Origin of the sequence: Bradyrhizobium sp. (assembly GCF_022844465.1) — a bacterium.
In the GTDB taxonomy this organism is placed as follows: domain Bacteria; phylum Pseudomonadota; class Alphaproteobacteria; order Rhizobiales; family Xanthobacteraceae; genus Bradyrhizobium.
In genome coordinates, this window is sequence record NZ_JALHLP010000001.1 from 1,072,800 (window position 1) to 1,089,979 (window position 17,180).

Consider the following 17,180-nt stretch of genomic DNA (forward strand, 5'->3'; position numbering starts at 1 on the left):
GCAGAAAACCATCAATGCACTTCACGAATGAGCGCGGCTTCCAGTGCGAGCCGCGACGCAGCTTCGAGCCGCGCGAACGGGACATCGGCACGGATCGCCATATCCAGCAGACTGTGCTTCCCATCTGCAAGGTTAAGAAGCCATAGCAGGTCCATCTGACCGGCGCCGCCGGCGTTGCGCTGGCCCGCAATTGCCCGGTAAAGTCCGCGCCTTCCGAGCTGTGGTTCGCCTCGTCCATCCACGCGTTCATAGGTGCGGTTACGATCAAGCAGATCCAGAACCGCCTCGATGACGGCGTAGGACTGTTCCAACGCTTCTGGCTTCACGAAATCCAGATTGTCGGCCGAGGTGTGGTATTCGGGAAAAGTCCCGTGCACGCTGCGCATCAGGCAGCCGACCGGCAGATCGAACCCCGGGGAACAGAACTGCCGCTCGTCGTAGCCATAGGGGTTGAATGGCAGGACTTGGTAGGGATGCCCGGAATGTTGCAGGACGTGCGCTACGGCGCGATCGATGACTGCGCCACTGCGGCTGTTCTTGTAGTGAAATCCGCCGGGGTCTCCCAGGCAGGTCAGCACCAGGCCGTGCTCGATCCCGGCGAGCCGCGATTCGTTTCGATCCAGCCACGCAATGGCGCCGATGGTGGCCGGGAGGAACAGGAAGCGATAGCTCAACCGTCGCCTTCCTCGGGCCTGCCGCATGGCAAGCGCGGTCATGACCGCGATTCCAGAGAGATTGTCGTTGGCGAGACTGGGATGACAGATGTGACAGGTGATCAGCATCTCCCGGTTGGTCTGACCGGGAAGAAACAGCTCCCCATAGGTGAGCGAACCCGGCGAAATGTCGCTGTCGATCTCGACGCGATAGTTCTCGTCCGTCATCGTTTGCCAGAGGCGATGGGCAAGGCAGAAGCCCCAGTCGTCGGCATAGTATCCGGTGCGATAGGGAACGAGGTCGGGCTGATCGGGCAATGTATGGACATGCGCCGCCAGTTCGGCGCGACTCACGACGCCCTCCACCGGCTTGCTGTAGCCCACCACATGAAGATTGTTTTCGCCAAAGTCGACCAGACGACGACCCGACATCGTCGAGATCGTGCCGCCGCGAATGTTCCATTCCATCGGCACGTGCCAGTCGAGCACCGCGGTGCCGGTTTCGACTTCCCGAACCGCGAGATCGATGTGACGCCCGACGATTTCAAGCGTCTTGCGAACACCGGCGCCGGTCAGACTCCGATTGATCGGAAACAATTCCGTGACCAGACCATGGAGGTCTATCGCGGGCTTCCGACCCGACAGCGATGGTTGCGACCTGTCCAGCATCCTAGTTCCAGAGCCTCACCACAGCTTGCGATGCGAGAGCAGTGGCCACCCGGCATCCTTGGGCGACAACACCGTTACCGGCTCCGGCCATCTGATACCGGACAAGGGATCATCGTGCCGAAATCCATCCGATAATTCTTCGACGTACTCCACTCCCATCAGGTACTCGACGACCGAGTCGTCCTCCAATGTTTGAAACCCATGCGCGAAACCGGCCGGGATGTAGACCATCGTTGCGGAGGACGGGGCCAGTTCATTGGCGAAAATCTGGCCCCGGGTCGGTGAGGTCGACCGCACGTCCACGATGACGTCGTGAATGCGCCCAGCGGTGCAGCGAACGATTTTTGCATCGGCCTTCGGAGCCCTCTGGAAATGCATTCCGCGAACGCTTCCGCGAACTCGCGTCAGCGAGCTGTTGCCCTGAACTGGACGAAAATCGATTCCCTGCGCCGCAAAGCTTTCCGCGCACCAGGTGCGCGTGAAGCTACCTCGCACGTCTGCACGGGGCGCCAGTTCGATCAAACGCGCATCTGACTCGCCCAGCGCAATGAATTTCACGGATCCAACCTCGTCGGTACAGTCTAATTCGGCGTGTTCAAGCTCAGCAGGAAGCTAGCTTCCATCCGCGGTCAGCCTTCAATGGTAGCCTTCGGAACCGGCACGATGAAGCGCCCTCCCCAGGCTCGAATTCCCTCCATCTGCGCCTTGATCTCCTGCTTGAGATTCCAGGGCAGAATAAGGACGTAATCGGGCTTGGCTTCGAAGATCGCTTCGGGCGGCAGGATCGGAATCCGAACGCCCGGGAGATAGCGACCCTGCTTTGAAGGCGCGCGATCCACGGTGAAATCGACGAAATCGACGCCGACGCCGCAGTAGTTCAGCAGCGTTACAGCCTTTGCGGGCGCACCATATCCAACGATGGTTTTCGACTGACGCTTGAGCGAGATCAGCAGGTCCAGGAGATTGCGCTTCGTCTCCTTTACCGATTCGCTCCAGGCAATATAGACGTCATCCCTATCCAAGCCGTAGTCGCGTTCCTTCGCCAGTACCTCCACCACCCGGGGGCTCTCAAGATGCGAGGCATTCGCATGGCACACGAAGAACCTGATGGATCCGCCGTGCGTTTCGGGCAATTCAACGTCGAACACACGAAGACCGGCCTTGGCGAAGATGCGCTGTCCGGCAATCAGCGACAGATAAGAGAAATGCTCGTGGTAGATCGTGTCGAACTGGTGCCGTTGCATGAGCGTCAGCAAGTGCTGCACCTCGAACGTGGCCACGCCATTGGGCGCGAGCAATACTCTGGCGCCCGCGACGAAATCGTTGATGTCGGGCACATGCGCCAGCACGTTATTTGCAGTGATCAGGTCCGCGACCCAGCCCTCGCCGCGCAAGATTTCAGCATACGCTCGACCAAAAAACTCAATGCGTGTTTCAATATTCTTCCTGCGCGCCGCAATCGCCACGCTCTCGCACGGCTCGATCCCGAGACAGTTGATGCCTTTGGCGATCGAGTACTGCAGCAGATAGCCGTCATTGGATGCGATCTCGACATGACGCGAGTTGGCGCCCAGCTGGAAACGCTCGGACATATCGTCGACATAGGTCCTGGCGTGGTCCAGCCATGACGACGAGTGCGATGAAAAATAGGCATAGTCAGCACGGAAGATGTCTGACGCTGCCAGCAGATCGCGGGTTTGCACCAAACGGCACTCGCCACAGACGAATGCCTCCAGAGGATAGAATGGCTCCGCCTTCATGTAGGCGGCCGGCTCAACGTAGTCGTTGGCGACCGGCGACAGGCCGAGGCTGATCAGCTTAAGGGAAAGTTGGTGCCCACAGTGGCGGCATTTCGGCGCAATGCCGGGAGCCGCAGGCGTGCTGATACTCATTGGTATTTCCAATTTCGACACTGTCGTCAGATTTCTTTCCATTCCAGGTTTTCATTGAGGCGACCGCAGTCAATGTGATCCTGCAACACCTTCAGGCGCATCAGGTCCGACGACCGGAATTCGCTATCCTGGAACTTCATTTTCTTGAGGCCGGCGACCAGATTCTGAATCGACTGATCAAGGCTCATGGTCGGCTGGTGGTTGGGCGCGAGTGATCGGAATAGCGAGAAATCGACCTTGTAGGAGCGGCTGTCGACTGGCGCTGAAGTATTGATCGATACCTTGGTGCCCGGTAGCGCCTTTGCTACCGAATTGGCCAGATCCTTGACCTGAAAATTACGGTCATCCGATCCCGCATTGACCGAGAGATATCGCCCCCCCGTTCCGGCTGGTCGGTCGATCGCCCAGTCAATGGCGCGGGCCATGTCGGCAACGTCGATCAACGGACGCCACGGCGAGCCGTCGGAGAGAACGCTGATCAAGCCTCGGCTGATCGCGCAAGCCACGAAATCGTTCAGAACGAGATCAAGCCGAAGCCGATCCGACATCCCGCAAGCCGTGGCAAAGCGAAGACAGGTCACGACCATATCGCTATCGATGGCAACAAGTTCCTGCTCCGCGCCAATCTTTGATTTCGCGTAGGCTGTGATCGGATTCAGCGGGTCGGTTTCCTTGCGAGGCGGACCGTCGGCAATTCCATAGACGCTGCAACTCGATGCGAACACGAAATGCTTGACGCCCGCGGCTGCCGCCGCCCGCGCGATCGAAACCGTCGTCTTCTGGTTGATATCGTGGGTTACCGCCTGGAATTTGTTTCCCATTGGATCATTGGAAATCGCAGCCAGTTGGACGACGGCGTCATATCCGGTCAGATCGAGCGAGACGTTGCGCACGTCACCGTAAAACTGTTCGTCGAGAAATCGCTCCGGAACGACCGTGGAGCCGGTCAGGCAATGCGCGAAATAGGCATTGTCGTAGCCGTGAAGCGTCGCATTCGGACGGCGGGACCGCAGATATTTTGCGACCGCGGGCCCAACGTAACCCATGTTGCCGGTAATGAGAACTTTCAAGAGATTGCCTCTAACAGCCGCGATCACAAATGCGCAGCAATTTCTTACGACATTTCCGGACCGAAACCCACCCTTTGTGCGATTCAGGTTAACGGCTATGGGCGCCACGGAGTGCCTGCTACTCGTTGTAAGTACAGGCTTTTGGACGTAAAGGAAGGGATAGAGTGAAGAGCCGCCGCGCGGTCATCAGGTCTTCCTGGTGAGGTCGCACGATGCGGGCCTTGCTACAGAGTAGAGCGAACTGAAATTTTCCGAGAGGGATTTCCTTGAATTCGCCAACCAAGCCTCCCTTTGCGCAGACGTTCGAAACCTCGGCAAGAATGCAGGCGCGCGCTCACGCCCTTATCCCGGGCGGAGCCCATACCTACGCCAAGGGCGATGATCAGTATCCGGTGCTGGCGCCCGGATTTCTGAAGCGAGGCCTGGGATGTCACGTCTGGGACGTCGATGGAAACGAGTTCATCGAATACGGGATGGGCTTGCGCGCGGTGACGCTGGGACATGCTTACGCACCTGTCGTCGAAGCGGCTCATCGCCAGATGCTGCTCGGCGAAAACTACACGCGTCCGGCCGCCATCGAACTGGACTGCGCCGAACAGTTCCTGAGCCTGATCGAAGGCTACGACATGGTGAAGTTCGGCAAGAACGGATCGGACGCGACCACCGCGGCGGTAAGGCTCGCGCGGGCATATACCGGGCGCGACCTGATTGCCAGATGCGGCGATCAGCCGTTCTTTTCTGTCGACGACTGGTTCATCGGAGATACCCCGATGTCGGCGGGCATTCCGAAAGCCATCCAGGACCTGACCGTCCAGTTTCGTTTCAACAACATTGATAGCCTTCGGTCGTTGTTTGAACAAAAACCCGGCGGGATTGCCTGTGTCATTCTCGAAGCGGCGACGGCCGTGGATCCGGAACCCGGCTTTCTCCAGTCGGTTCAAGAGCTGTGTCGCCGCGAGGGAGCGGTATTCATTCTCGATGAAATGATTACCGGCTTCCGATGGCATAACGCCGGCGCCAGGAAGGTATATGGAATCTCGCCGGACCTTTCGACCTTCGGCAAAGGCATGGGCAACGGATTCTCGGTGGCCGCGTTGGCGGGCCGCAAGGAGCTTATGGAACTCGGCGGTTTGCAGCATGACCGGGAGCGCGTCTTCCTGCTTTCGACAACCCACGGCGCCGAGACCCACTCGCTCGCGGCCGCGATCGAAACGATGCATATCTACCGCCGCGACGGCGTCATAGATTTTCTTCACCGCCAGGGAGAGCGGTTGCGGACCGGCGTCAATCAAGCCATCGACTCGCTTGGCCTCAAAGGAAACTTTGAAGTGCTGGGCCGACCCTCAAACCTGGTCTACGCCACGCGCGACCAGTCCAAGGTTCCGTCGCAGGCTTTCAGGGCGCTTTTCCTCCAGGAGACGATTCGACGCGGCTTGATCATGCCATCCCTGGTGGTGAGCTTCTCTCACAGCGACGCCGATATCGATCGCACGATTGAGGCGATCGGAGAGGCGCTTCAGGTTTATCGCCGGGCGCTGGAAGACGGTGTCGAGCGCTACCTGATCGGGCGCCCGGTAAAGCCGGTATTCCGGAAATTCAATTGAGAAGCAGCGTGACGGCCGCGGGCACGAACATGCCGAGGCTCTTCTAGCCCCTTGGATCTGTTCACGTAGCCGGCGTCCGGAGTTTGGCCTCGGCGGAATCGATAATCAGCACCCAGTCGCCGGAGCCAGGCGACGTGAAACTTCGTATTCCGGAATTGGGGAAATTTCCCGCTGCCGCTACCGCTCCCGTGCCGGGATCATACCAGTTGCAATTGGCAAGATGGCTGGCATCGGTGATCTTGCTCATGTCGATCGTGACCGTCCGGCGACGCAAAGCCAGCTTGTCCCAGAACGTCTGGCCCGCTGGCAGATAGACGATAATCGTTCGACCGTCGCTGGCACGCGCGCAGACGGACCCGCCAGCGGCGCCAGCCGTCATTACCTCGTTCGATACGTCCGGCACCAGCAGGTGAAAGCTTCGCGATCGAAACAGCTTGCCGAGTAGTTGCTGGCCGACCGAGCCGGCGGAGTTCAGCTGGCTCTGCCAGGTCGGCGGTCCAGCATTGACTCCGTTGCGAGCATTCGCCGAATTGAACGGCCAGATCGCGCCGTTGCCGAACAGGCGTCCCAGCGTGCAGCCGCCGAGGACAGCGCCATAACCCTCGGCGCGCAACTGCGCGGCGGTGGTCGAATGCTCAAGCTCGTACCAGTCCTCGCCCATCAAACAGGGCAAGCCTTGCGAATAACAACGCTGCGCGCCTGACACCACGCTCTTTAGTGGCTCGTAGACCCAATTGACATCAAGCCACGGTCTGACAGAGCCATAGGCGATTCGATGCGCATCGACGCTCGAGTAGCTGCCGTTCGGCGTTGCGGCCCCGGTTTCCAGAACGTAGTTGGCTTCGAGTGTCATCAGATGCAGGGGATCAGCGGCCTTGATGGCCATCGCCAGCTTGTCGAGCTTGCCATAGACAAGGGCATTGTTGGGATCGGCATCTCCGCCGAGCAGCCAGATCAGGTTCGGAAAACGCTTGTAGCGATTGGCGAGAAACGTCCCATACCCCTCAATTACCGCATCGCTGCTATCCCTCACGCTGGCCTGGTAACCTTCCGTACCCTTCAGGCCCACGAACATCGGCATCAGCAGCACGGTCATGCCGTAAGCCAGGCACCGCTGCATTACGTAGTCGACATGAGCCCAGTAGGGCTCATTGAAGTTCGTGAAATCGGCGCCGCTGAAGGGAGCATCGCCGGCGAAATTGTTCGGCGGGTTGCTCTGGTAGGTCTTGTCGGCGGCGATCATCCAGAGAACATTGATGCCGCGCGCCGCCCGGTCGAGCAAATACGCCTCGACGTCCGACCCGGAGAGCTGCTGGATCAGATGTTGCGGCGCTTCACCGCAGGCAAAGCAGGGCTTGCCGTCCTGGTCGATGAACGCTGTGCGTTGGGAATTCAGCGCAACTGGAAACCGCAGTGGCAGCGGCGATTCGCCCTGAGCCGCCTGAGCAACAACTCCGGACAGCGCCCGCGGTAGAAAACACCGCGCTAGGTCGACCCCTACCGCTCCGCAACCCGCCAAGAATGATCGCCGGCCTATGGTGTCGAGTGGCATGACATCGCCTCGCCAGACCCAGCCATGTGTTGCCTTTAACAAGCACGATTGACTGAACCCTACACCACCCTGTCCTAGACCACTAAAGACAAACTTGGTTGGCGCCGCCGAATTTCGAGCCGATTGCCGGCGACGTGCTGCCCGTATAAGCTCCGCATCGCGGTCTCAAGTTCTCTTCTATTCTCCGTTCTGGTCAACAGTCCTTCACGTCGATGCGCCTTGAGCAGGACGCAAACTCCCCTCGATCGTCTCCGTGAAGTGCCAGCCCTGTCGCCCGCCTGTAGCGGGTCCAAGCATGAACAGGCCACTTCTACGATCGTGGCGCTTCCGGTTTTTTCTTGAAAGATTTTTTCATGCCCTCCCTGACCAGCATCTCGAAAAAGATGGCCGAAACTGCCAATCTTGTACTCTCTCCAATCGGTCTAAAGCTCTCACGTAGTAGCCACGATTGGGGAGACGTCAGTTCGTTCATTCCCTTCGAACAAACGATTATCGAGGCCAAAAACTCCGGACTCCCGCTGGGCGAGTACATTGATGCCCGCCAGGGCATCGCTGGCGCAACCCAGGCCGTCATCGACGAAATGAAGCGACTTGGGGTATTCGAGCAACCCCTGCACACGATTCTCGAAATAGGCCCGGGATCTGGCCGCTATCTCGAACGGACGCTGCGTGAGTGCTCGCCCGAACGTTACGAAATATACGAAACCGCCGCGGACTGGGCAGCATACCTGATCAGGACCTTCCCTGTGCTGTCCCAACCCACCGACGGCACTCATTTGCGAGCAACGCCCGCCTCTTCGATCGATTTGGTTCAAGCGCACAAGGTGTTTTCCACCGTCACGTTCGTGACGACCGCCGGTTACTGGTGCGAAATGGACCGGGTACTCAAGCCAGGTGGCTACCTTGTCTTCGACGCCATGACTGAAAGATGCCTGCCTCCTGCCACGATTGAAGCCTGGGCGGGTCGCGGCATACCGAGCCATTCCTCCTATCCGGCGGCCATGCCGTCTGAAGCAATCGAAGGCTTCTTCAGCGCGCGGCAGTACAGGCTCGTCGGCTCGTTTCTGTCACCGATGCCGCCTGGCCAAACCGAGCTGTTCGTGTTCAGAAAATCCTCCGCCTAGCCGGAGTCGCCGGCGCACCGGCTCGATACAGGCCGCTTACGCTCCGGAGTTCGTTCGCGGGCTCTCGCATCTGCAAAACGAACTGCTATGGCTTATCCGCGCAATGCTTGAAGAAGCCAGACGCCATTTGCTTTTCCTGGTCACCGAGTGACGCTCTTGCGACGTGCACGTTCTCCTGTATCAACGCCTCGTAGCGGCACCTGTTCGACGTCAGTTCCTTGAACTGACTGATGAGTGTTTCGACGCTTAAGTCTTCGGTATGCTGGCTAAATGCCCCCAGCCCCATCACGTCCATCAATTCAGAATGGTATTCAGAGTAACCGGTGGAGATCGTCAACTTGCCTAGCATCAACGCAAAGACGGCGCTGTGAAAGCGAGTCGCGATTACCACGTCGCCATCGTTCATTTGACGCATGACGTCTTCGCGTGAGCGCGATGGCTCTGCGATCAGCTGGCCTTCGGACAGCGACGGACGTTCAGCAAGCAGCATGCGTTGAAGATCGGTGACAGCTTTCTCGTCGCGCTCGTCGCCCATGATCAGCCGAACAGAATGGTTCCGGTCCAACAACCAAAACGCGAACTCCTTCAGCTTCCCGAGGTACGTCTCATAAATCGTAGCGTCGGTTTCGAGATGACCGCGCCAACCCTGGTAATGCATCGCGCCAATACAAACCCTGAGAGGCCCGGACTGCGCAGCTTGAGAGTCCGCTGGTGCCGGTAAGGGCAAAGCAAACGCCAAGTCTGGATAGACAGGGTCGGCCGCGGTGTTCAGCCCCATTCCGGCGAGATACCTTTTTGAGAACTGGTTCCTGTATGAGCGGTAGCCTGCCATGGATGCAGAGCGTTTGACGAACCAGCGGGTCAGAGGGTGATGCAAGGGACCAGCACCGATGCTGACAAATGCAATTTGTGCGCCCACCATCTTCGCTGCGAAACACCACCGGAACAGCGTGTAGGGCATCCCTAACGGCGGGGAGCAGTAATCGTTAAGGATACCCGTGCCCGGAATGATCAGCACGTCGAGCCTCGTCATCGTCCGAATCGCGTACGAGATATTGGTCACTTTCCTTAAGAGGGAGGAGCCCTGCTGATTCAAAGGAGTTGCCGCCACCCCGTGCTCATCCCGCACCCGTTTCGGGTCCGTACATATGCAGGTCAGCTCGAGTTCGGATCCACTTCGCTTTAGGGCATCGAGCATGGCCTCGAGCGTGGCCTCGTTGCCAAAATTGCCGATACCGAAATTGCCGAAGATTCCGATCCTCAGGGGTCGCGATGGCATCCGTCATACCCCTTAACTCTGGAGAGATCAGTGTGCGGCTCTATGAGCAGCGTGGCGTCTAATATTCAGAAAACATTGTAATATTGTGATATGCAAGTGCGAAAGCGCGTGATGCCTAACCGCATTCCCCGGGTCATTTGCGCGTTAGCTCACCTAGGCGGTGCGGCCGCCTTGCCACGATTGAACGCCAATACAGGAGCAGTCAGGTGCCCGGTATCGATATTCTTGTCCCATCGTACCAGTACGGCCGCTACCTGCGCGATTGCGTTAACAGTATTCGTGATCAAGGCATCGACCGGTTGCGTATTCTCATTCTGGACAACGCATCCACTGACAACAGCGTCGAAATTGCACGTCAACTCGCTGCCGAAGACCCCAGGATTGAGGTCAGGGCGCGCCAAACCAACCTTGGTTTGATGGCCAGCTTCAATGAAGGTATTGATTGGGCGTCATCGTCCTACTTCATGATCATCTGCGCTGATGATCTGTCGGCGCCGGGCTCGATTCCGCGTGCCATCAGCTTCATGGATCAAAACCCGAACGTCGCTCTGATCCTGGGACAGGAACTCGAGCATCGGCAGGGCGAGCCTGTTCCCACCATCGATTCGACAGCCCAGTCGCATTGGAAGGTTTCGCGCGGCCATGACTTCATCTGGGAACGGTGCCGTAAGCCTGCAAGCTTCCTGGCACTGGGCACCATGGTGGTGCGAACTTCCGTGCAAAAGCAAGCAAAGCACTACAAACCTGAACTCACCTATACCGAAGACGTCGAGATGATGCTGCGGCTGGCCTGTTTTGGCGACGTCGCGGAGACCAGCGCCGTGCAGGGTATTCGTCGGCTTCACGGGCTGAATCAGTCCGATCAGCATCTGACCGGGCGAAAGTCAGATCTGGTGTATCGCAAGGCGGCTTTCGACAGCTTTCTTGATGACCAAGGCAGGTTGCTTCATGATGCCCAGCTGCTGCGAAGAACAGTTAACCGGAGCATTGCGCTTCGTGCGCTCGGTTGGGGCGCACGCGCGCTCCAGGCCGGTAATCTCCGCGAAGGTTGGGACCTCGTCAGATATGCCGCGAGTCTGTCGCCAACGCTGCTCCGTTCACCGGTAAAGACAGCAACCTCAGGCCAGCAGGGCACTTGATGTGATGTCCCGCTGGCGCGGCCCTCTGCGACCTTCGAATGGCGAGCACGCTGGATGTCTCGGAGAAAAGCCGGCGCCGCAACTGAGCGCAATGTGAGGTGGCTCTGGTGAAGAAAGTGACGTAGACAAACCGTGGGAACCAACAACGCCCTTTCTTCGACCCTCGGACGAGCGATGCGATCCTCAAGCTCACAAACGGACAAACTCAGTAGCCGCACCACCGCCAGCGCCGCCATTCTGATTACGTCGCGGCTGATCGCCCGCGGTCTCGACCTGGCCACGCTGGTCGTTCTCGGCCGCCTGCTCTCACCTGCGGATTTTGGGATCGTCGCCATCGCGATGGCGGTCGTTCAAATCGTCGAAGCAATCATGGAGCTGCCGCTCAGCCTGGCGCTTGTCGCGTTGCCGGCGCGGACTAAACGCCATTACGACAGCGCCTTCACGCTCCAACTCATAAGAGGCCTCGCGCTGGCGGCGATCTTGCTGGCTCTCGCCTGGCCTCTCGCGTACATCTATGATGATCACAGATTGATCTGGCTCGTGTGCGCACTCAGCATCGCGCCAGTCTCTCGCGGTCTTCTGAGCCCGCGCACGGTCGAATATGTACTGAACTTCAACTTTCTGCCAAGCCTTACAACCGAGTTCGCGGGCAAGTTGGCGGCCTTCGCATTGTCCGTCACCGTTGCGGGGCTGACCGGGAGCTATTGGTCAATCGTGGTCGGCACAATCGCCTCTCCGGTAACAATGCTCGTCGCGTCGTACTGCTTTGCGCCCTACCTGCCCACCATCTCGCTCAGGGAGTGGAGGGCTTTCTCAAAATACCTTCGTTGGACGACGGCATCACAGGCCGTCGCCGCCGTGGTCTGGCAAATGGACCAGCTCATGCTCGGACGCTTTGTCGATCGGCTTGAACTTGGACGATTTTCGATGGCTGCTAATCTTTCGGCCCTTCCGCTGCAAGTGCTGGTCGGCCAGATCACCAGCCCCCTCGCGGTGGCATTCTCTTCGGTCCGGGAAGACCTCGGAAGATTGAAAACCGCCTATCACACGAGCGCACTCGGCATCGTCGCGATCGGTTTGCCCATCATGGTGTGGATCAGCGCGAATGCCGAACCGATCATCCGCCTTATCCTTGGGGAGAAATGGGGTGGGGCGGCGTGGATATTGAGCGGGCTCTCCCTGGCGATGATCCCACCGCTTTTTGCGGGGCCCCTCATTCCGCTGGTGACTACCCTGAACAAGACGGACGTGTTCCTGCGCCTGAGCCTGATCGAACTCTTCATCAAGCTTCCGCTGATGCTCGTTGCGCTGATCTACTACGGGCTCGCCGGCGTGATAGCGGTCAGGCTGGCAACCGCATTGGCAATGTCGGGGTGCACCATGTTCGTCGTACGGGAAATGACCGGGCTGCGGCTGAGAGATCAGCTACTCGGGCCGTGGCGTACAATGGCCAGCGTCGCGATCATGGCGGTTGCCATCTTGCCTTTACAGGCAAGATTTTCGGACCCGCAGAGCCTTCTTCAACTTGTGCTTGACCTGACGATTGTTGGAAGCGTCGGAGCGGCCGTCTATGTCGCGTCGATGTTCTTGCTGTGGCGCGCGACCGGACGCCCGGACGGCATCGAGCTTCACATTGTAAAGCTGCTGGCGAGCGGTTGGCGGCTGATTCGCGGGAGTCACCCCAGCTAGGTCGTCCTGCCTCGTTGAGGTCAAACCCGCCGCAAAGCCCGGTCTGCCATGATACTCACTAACGGTGAATCGTTGCCACCCCTTGGATATCCGGCAAGCCCCGCGACCATGGTCCATTCATGCCCTACACTTGGACGGCATGCCTGGTGATGAGGAGCACAATGAGAAGCGTCAACCGGCCCTTTGACTGCGAGTTCACGCTGGCGCTCAACAACCGCACCGGTAAGTATTTCTTCTGCAAGGAGATGATCGAGTCGTCCGAAGATTTGATAGCCGCAATCCGCTACTGGAGGGTGCCGATGAAGCGGCCGCCGTCAGGATTGCTTGCGCGACTCCTTGGAAGGATGGCCCGTTGGGAAATCGACTTCAGGTCGGGAACCGGGCCCTTGAATCGCCTCTTGCCGCCCTCGCCACATCGCCGTCCGATGATCTTCACGGACCCACGGGAAGTGCTCTTCTATCGGTTGAAGTCATGCGACATCGTCGTGTGCCATGACATGGGCCCTGTCACGCACCCTCACCTCTACCATGTCGGCGTGAGCCATATTTATGGGAAGGCCTTCAATCAGATTCGAGATGCCCGGCCCTTCATGATCTTCGTCAGCGCCGCGTCGCGACGAGCCTTCGTCGCGCGATACGGCGACAACTACCCGTTGATGCAAGTGGTTTCTCCTCCGCTCCGAATCGACATGGTGCGGCGCGAAGAAAGCCCGCTCGCCGGCATTCCGGAAAATTTCCTTCTCACCGTCGGCGCGGTTGGCGAACGAAAAAACCAGCTTCGCGCCATAAGGGCATTCGACGCGACCGGCCTCGCGAAAGCCGGTTATGCCTACGTCATTTGCGGCGGCCTCCACGAAGCTGGCGCCGACCAGGTCGTTGAGGCGGCCAAGCGAACGCAAGGCGTTGTCTTGCCCGGCTATGTCAACGACGCGCAACTCCGCTGGCTGTACAAGAACGCGACGGGTTTCGTTTTGCCCAGTTTGCTGGAGGGGTTCGGTCTACCGGCCGCCGAGGCCGTCCATCACGGACTGGTCCCGCTGCTTTCTCGTGACGGCGCCCTGCAGGAGGTCGCCGGCGACGGCGCGATCTACGTCGACCCGCTGGAAGAGACCGAGATAGCCGCCGGAATGAAGTTGCTCGCCGACCTGACCCGGGAAGAGCGCAGCAAACGCCTGGATCAGCTCCTCGTTAACGTCAGCCGATTTTCGCTGGAGACGGAGACAGGGAAATGGCGTGAGACGCTGATGCTCGCGGCTGCGGCGTGGTCGGCTGATGCAGCGGGCCGGAGCTAGAGTCTTCCCATGGCGGTGTCCGCGGCAGAGCCGACCGGGCAGCATCTGTGGCTCCGTCGGCGCGCTCCTCAGGGTCATCCCGTTTCTAGCGCGCCCCGGGCAACTGCCGAAAGGCCGCGGGAGCTCGCATCAAACCGAAGCAGCGCTGGATTTCGCTCTCTTTTTAACCATCTAACGCGATGACCCGCGTCTTGCCGCAGCTGTGCAGCTATACCCGTCTTGTTCAATATTGCCGCGGTGCGGGTATCGTGCAAGCTTGCCCAGCGGCGTTAACTATGGCCCCCTGGCTTGAGGAAACTCAAAAATGAAAGTCGTCATTTTCTGCGGTGGAAAGGGCCTGCGGCTGCGCGAATTCTCGGAGAATACTCCAAAGCCCATGGTGCCGGTCGGTTCGAGACCGATCGTCTGGCACACGATGAAATATTTCGCGCATTATGGGCACAAGGAATTCATCCTGGCGCTCGGCTACAAATCCGAGTTCATCAAGGATTTTTTCCTCAACTACAGCGAGGCGATGAGCAACGACTTCGTTATCACGAACGGTGGCAGGACGGTCAAGTTGCTCTCATCGGACATCGACGACTGGACCATCACCTTCGTCGATACGGGCATCGAGTCGAATATCGGCGAGAGGCTGGTGAAGGTGCGCGAGCACGTCGCTTCCGACGAATACTTCATGTGCAGCTATGCAGACTGCCTCACCGACGCGCCGCTCGACGATATGATCGACACGCTCAAGAAATCGAAGAAGACCATGAGCTTTGTTGCGGTCAAGCCGAGCTCAAGCTTTCACGCCGTGCAGTACGATGCCGCGGGCAAACTGGTCGGGATCAAGCCAGCGGACCAACTCGGGCTCTATATCAATGGCGGCTATTGGATCATGCGCCAGGAAGTCTTTGACTATATCAGGCCCGGCGAGGAGATGGTTGAAGAGCCCATGAGGCGGCTGATCGCCGCAAACCAGCTTGCGCCGTACCGCTACGACGGCTTCTGGGCCTGCATGGATACGTTCAAGGAAAAGATGATGCTCGACGATATGGTGAACTCGGGAAAAGCCAAGTGGCAGGTGTGGACGAAGCCGGCATCGCCGCCAGCACCCCCGGCGATCGCTCCCGCCCTCAACGTCGGCGCTGTGATCCGCGACATCAACAGTCTTCAATAGCTTGGCACCGCCACGACCCCGCCTGGCCGGAAGGGCCCGGCCGGGAATCGCCTGGATCAATAGCGACCGCCGCCGCCCGACCGTTCACTAACGACGACCTGCCGTATCACCTCAACCAGCTTTTCCCCTGCCCGGTCCCAGGAAAACAACCCGGAGCGTTCCCGGCCTGCGAGAGAGTAGCGCTCCCAGAGATCCCGGTCGCTTGCGAGTCTGCCAATCGCTTCCACCCATTGCCTGGGGTCATCGGCCGCGGCGTACATAGCTGCTTCGCCTCCGACCTCCGGTAACGCGCCGCACGGCGCCAGCACGGCCGGGCAACCGACCGTCATACCCTCGAGCGGCGGCAGGCCGAACCCTTCGGTGGTCGACGGGAACGCCAGGCAGAGAGCGGCTTCAAGCAGCGCTCGAAGCTCGCCGTCATCGATCCGGCCTGTGAACACGACGCCCTTCGGGATCGCGTGACCCAACGCTTCGAACTGCTTCGGACCCGCAGCCCCCACCAGCACAAGCTTAGTCGAAGCGAGCGAGGGATCCGCGAACGCTTTCAGCAGCAAACCGATATTCTTGTGCGTCTGAACGTTCGCCAGCGCCACCACGAACCCGCGGCGGCGCAGCTGCAGCCGATCAATGATCCCGGCACGCGGCTTGTGACCGAGAAGATGGTCGACGCCGTTTGAGATGACCGAGATCTGCTCGGCTTGCGCGACACCGTACCGAACGAGCTGATCAGCCGAGAACTGCGATACCGCCAGTATTCTCAGATGTCGGCGCCCGATCGTCGGCAGAACGCAGCGATACCAGTTTGCGAACGCCCAACTATACGATTCCGGAGTTATGAACACCTGCGCATCGTGAATCATCGTGATCGCGGCGGTACTCGCCATCGGTCCAAGATTGCAGAGATTGAGAAGCAAATCCTTCCTCGCCAGCCTGGGAAGGTCCAGTTGCTCCCAAAGCTGCCCCCGGAACACGCCGCCTCGTTCGATCCCAAACGCAATCTCGGGGCCATGTCGAACATTTCGGGGCACAACTATGCCAGGGGTCTCGCCAAAGAGCTCCCTGAGCTCGTTGCCGCGAGCGCCGAGTTGACGAACAAGCTGTTCGGCCACGCGGTGTACGCCGGTGGGGTTGGCTCCCAGGAACTTGCCGTTGATGGACAACCGTCGAAAACTCACCCACACCTCGCAAGAGTACCTGGTGCCACCGGCACGCGTGATGCTGACCGGTCGTTATCGATGACATGAACATGACGTGGCCGCCAAACGGCAGTCAGCGGGGGACAACCCGACCGGCAAGCCTAGGCGACGACGAACTTTCGAGCGAAAAACGCTTCCGCATATCGCGTATTGCTTTCGAGCCCCCGGATCCGCATCAATCCCCGGAAGGTTTCCTCGTCGAACCAGTGCTTGTTGCGCTGGCTCGAGAACACGTCGCGCAGCACCGCGATCTTTGCCGCAACATCATCAGGATCGAGCGGCACAAACAGATTGGGCTGAGTCAAATCTCCGTCCCATTTCGGAATTTCATACTCCCAGATCTGGTGCGCGCGAAAGGTATTCCAGGTCAACTCGTTGACCATTCGATGGTCCTGATGCGCGTCGAAACGTGCATGCGTGAGGATCAGGTCGGGATCGATCGACTTCAGACGCTCTTCAAAGAACTCCTTGAGCTTCGCGCGATGTTCGGGAAAGCGTGAGTCCGAAAAGTCTTTCAGGATGATCGACCGGCCTGCACGCGGTCCGATCAACTGATCCGCGCCGCGGCGCGCTTCCTCCTGGCGAGTTTCATTTCCGGAAAGAACGCACCAGCTCACCTCAACGTCGGGATTTTCCCGGACGATGCGCAGCACCGTCGCGCCGGCGCCGATTTCGATATCGTCAGAATGCGCTCCCAGGCACAAGAGGCGCTTGACCTGTTTAAAACCGCCAAAGGCTATCATCAAAACCCCTTGCCGAAACCGTGTCATGCTCCGGTGTCGTCATTTTCACGTATCGCGCCGATTGTTAAGTCGGCACTCGAAACCTGGCTAAGGATCATCACAGATAGGGAATAGCC

General features: G+C 59.1%; 14 protein-coding genes. 6 read left to right on the forward strand and 8 right to left on the reverse strand.

Going from position 1 to position 17,180, the window contains the following annotated elements; all coding sequences use genetic code 11:
• Positions 1–11 precede the first annotated feature (11 nt).
• The 4 genes from Q0D31_RS05095 to Q0D31_RS05110 all read right to left on the reverse strand — a co-directional run bounded on the left by Q0D31_RS05095 (position 12) and on the right by Q0D31_RS05110 (position 4,284).
• Positions 12–1,322 carry a DUF4910 domain-containing protein gene (locus Q0D31_RS05095; RefSeq protein ID WP_291845957.1) on the reverse strand — a complete coding sequence of 437 codons (1,311 nt, stop codon included), beginning with the start codon at positions 1,320–1,322 and terminating at the stop codon, positions 12–14.
• 15 nt (positions 1,323–1,337) lie between these two features.
• Positions 1,338–1,880 (reverse strand): dTDP-4-dehydrorhamnose 3,5-epimerase family protein, encoded by a 543-nt coding sequence (locus Q0D31_RS05100; protein ID WP_291845964.1) that lies wholly within the window; start codon positions 1,878–1,880, stop codon positions 1,338–1,340.
• A 71-nt stretch (positions 1,881–1,951) separates the two neighbouring features.
• Entirely contained in the window at positions 1,952–3,214 is a 1,263-nt protein-coding gene (locus tag Q0D31_RS05105) for a class I SAM-dependent methyltransferase (RefSeq protein WP_291845983.1), read from the reverse strand.
• A gap of 26 nt (positions 3,215–3,240) precedes the next feature.
• Entirely contained in the window at positions 3,241–4,284 is a 1,044-nt protein-coding gene (locus tag Q0D31_RS05110) for an SDR family oxidoreductase (protein WP_291846794.1), read from the reverse strand.
• A 266-nt stretch (positions 4,285–4,550) separates the two neighbouring features.
• Between Q0D31_RS05110 and Q0D31_RS05115 the strand changes: the two genes are divergently transcribed.
• On the forward strand, positions 4,551–5,888 hold the full coding sequence (locus Q0D31_RS05115; protein WP_291845991.1) for a glutamate-1-semialdehyde 2,1-aminomutase: 1,338 nt from the start codon (positions 4,551–4,553) through the stop codon (positions 5,886–5,888).
• Positions 5,889–5,949: 61 nt separating this feature from the next.
• Here the strand turns inward: Q0D31_RS05115 and Q0D31_RS05120 are convergent, their stop codons facing one another.
• A complete protein-coding gene (locus tag Q0D31_RS05120; RefSeq protein ID WP_291845999.1) occupies positions 5,950–7,440 on the reverse strand; it encodes a DUF4038 domain-containing protein in 1,491 nt (496 codons plus the stop codon).
• 353 nt (positions 7,441–7,793) lie between these two features.
• On the opposite strand from Q0D31_RS05120, the gene Q0D31_RS05125 reads away from it, so the two are divergent.
• Positions 7,794–8,564 carry a methyltransferase domain-containing protein gene (locus Q0D31_RS05125; protein ID WP_291846009.1) on the forward strand — a complete coding sequence of 257 codons (771 nt, stop codon included), beginning with the start codon at positions 7,794–7,796 and terminating at the stop codon, positions 8,562–8,564.
• Positions 8,565–8,649: 85 nt separating this feature from the next.
• Here the strand turns inward: Q0D31_RS05125 and Q0D31_RS05130 are convergent, their stop codons facing one another.
• Complete coding sequence (locus Q0D31_RS05130; RefSeq protein ID WP_291846017.1) at positions 8,650–9,843, reverse strand: polysaccharide pyruvyl transferase family protein; 1,194 nt, start codon at positions 9,841–9,843, stop codon at positions 8,650–8,652.
• A 206-nt stretch (positions 9,844–10,049) separates the two neighbouring features.
• Between Q0D31_RS05130 and Q0D31_RS05135 the strand changes: the two genes are divergently transcribed.
• The 4 genes from Q0D31_RS05135 to Q0D31_RS05150 all read left to right on the forward strand — a co-directional run bounded on the left by Q0D31_RS05135 (position 10,050) and on the right by Q0D31_RS05150 (position 15,125).
• Positions 10,050–10,982, forward strand: coding sequence for a glycosyltransferase family 2 protein (locus Q0D31_RS05135; RefSeq protein WP_291846025.1), 933 nt, complete (start codon positions 10,050–10,052; stop codon positions 10,980–10,982).
• A 132-nt stretch (positions 10,983–11,114) separates the two neighbouring features.
• The gene (locus Q0D31_RS05140; protein ID WP_291846033.1) at positions 11,115–12,671 is read left to right on the forward strand and encodes an oligosaccharide flippase family protein; all 1,557 of its coding nucleotides are present in this window, start codon (positions 11,115–11,117) and stop codon (positions 12,669–12,671) included.
• 161 nt (positions 12,672–12,832) lie between these two features.
• On the forward strand, positions 12,833–13,963 hold the full coding sequence (locus tag Q0D31_RS05145; RefSeq protein WP_291846041.1) for a glycosyltransferase: 1,131 nt from the start codon (positions 12,833–12,835) through the stop codon (positions 13,961–13,963).
• A 304-nt stretch (positions 13,964–14,267) separates the two neighbouring features.
• On the forward strand, positions 14,268–15,125 hold the full coding sequence (locus Q0D31_RS05150; RefSeq protein WP_291846048.1) for a sugar phosphate nucleotidyltransferase: 858 nt from the start codon (positions 14,268–14,270) through the stop codon (positions 15,123–15,125).
• A 56-nt stretch (positions 15,126–15,181) separates the two neighbouring features.
• Here the strand turns inward: Q0D31_RS05150 and Q0D31_RS05155 are convergent, their stop codons facing one another.
• Positions 15,182–16,300, reverse strand: coding sequence for a glycosyltransferase family 1 protein (locus tag Q0D31_RS05155; protein WP_291846054.1), 1,119 nt, complete (start codon positions 16,298–16,300; stop codon positions 15,182–15,184).
• Between the two features lie 122 nt (positions 16,301–16,422).
• Positions 16,423–17,091 (reverse strand): PIG-L deacetylase family protein, encoded by a 669-nt coding sequence (locus Q0D31_RS05160; RefSeq protein WP_366518492.1) that lies wholly within the window; start codon positions 17,089–17,091, stop codon positions 16,423–16,425.
• Positions 17,092–17,180: the final 89 nt, after the last annotated feature.